Below are 918 nucleotides of genomic sequence, written 5' to 3'. Positions count from 1 at the left end.
ACATGGTGCCTCCGGTGCATTTAAGTACCACATAAGTGTGGCAGATCCTCGGGAGGGGGAATCCATGTCATTCGTTAGTTGTATTAAATCTAAATTCGCAGAAATTTAAAGCTGTATAAGGGTTAGAATGGAAATAAAGTTTTTTGAACCGTCAGAAGTCTCGATAAAACATAGAAGAAATCTTTTGTTTTTTTGTGTATTAGGCATTATACACTTCCAATATACAAATTTAGAGACTTTCAAATTATTCAATGTGACGCTACCAAATGATGCCATCAGTTTAGGATTGCCATTAATTACTGCTTGGTTTGGAGTCAACTATTTTTATTACCTTTATACCGAATATACGGAGTGGAAACTCAAATTTCTTAACGTCGATGTGAAGCCTAACTTTAAAGATATCAATACGCCTATCCCTTTGTTTAATAATCTAGTAACGAGTCATAAAGACAAGATAAATATGAGTGACCGCCATAAAGTTACATTAATCCCTGTAATCAACGAAATCAGTGAAGACAATATTCGATTTCAAGCGACATTACAGTGCAGTATGGGAATGGTTGCAGCAAAATCAAAACCAAAAGGAAATGCAGAAGTTTTAGAGTTAGCTCAAAAACATATTGATCGGATGATTGGTGATTTTTTTGTGGCTGTAAAATACGATAGCGAAAGAATAGAAAATTTCCAGAAAGCAATTGGAAACTATTCTTTGGCAAGTAAGCTGAAGTTTTATCTCTTTGATTTTATTGTTCCTACGATGCTATTTTTGATCAGCTTACTGTTATCCATGAAACAACCTATTTTGGAATTCTTGAACCACCTAATTGCGTAATGTGGTGGTATCAGGGCGGGATCGCACTTTGTTAACAAATATGATCTAATATTGCCAAATCCATAATCACACAGCCACTTTGAACT

General features: G+C 34.9%; 1 protein-coding gene. It reads left to right on the top strand.

Annotated features, from left to right (window positions below; all coding sequences use genetic code 11):
* Positions 1-127: 127 nt before the first annotated feature.
* Positions 128-832 (top strand): hypothetical protein, encoded by a 705-nt coding sequence (locus Q1A70_RS20100; protein ID WP_299695812.1) that lies wholly within the window; start codon positions 128-130, stop codon positions 830-832.
* Positions 833-918 lie beyond the last annotated feature (86 nt).

Source organism: uncultured Vibrio sp. (assembly GCF_947488985.1).
In the GTDB taxonomy this organism is placed as follows: domain Bacteria; phylum Pseudomonadota; class Gammaproteobacteria; order Enterobacterales; family Vibrionaceae; genus Vibrio.
Note: the sequence above shows the minus strand (reverse complement) of the source record. Positions and strands in the feature narration are given on the sequence as shown.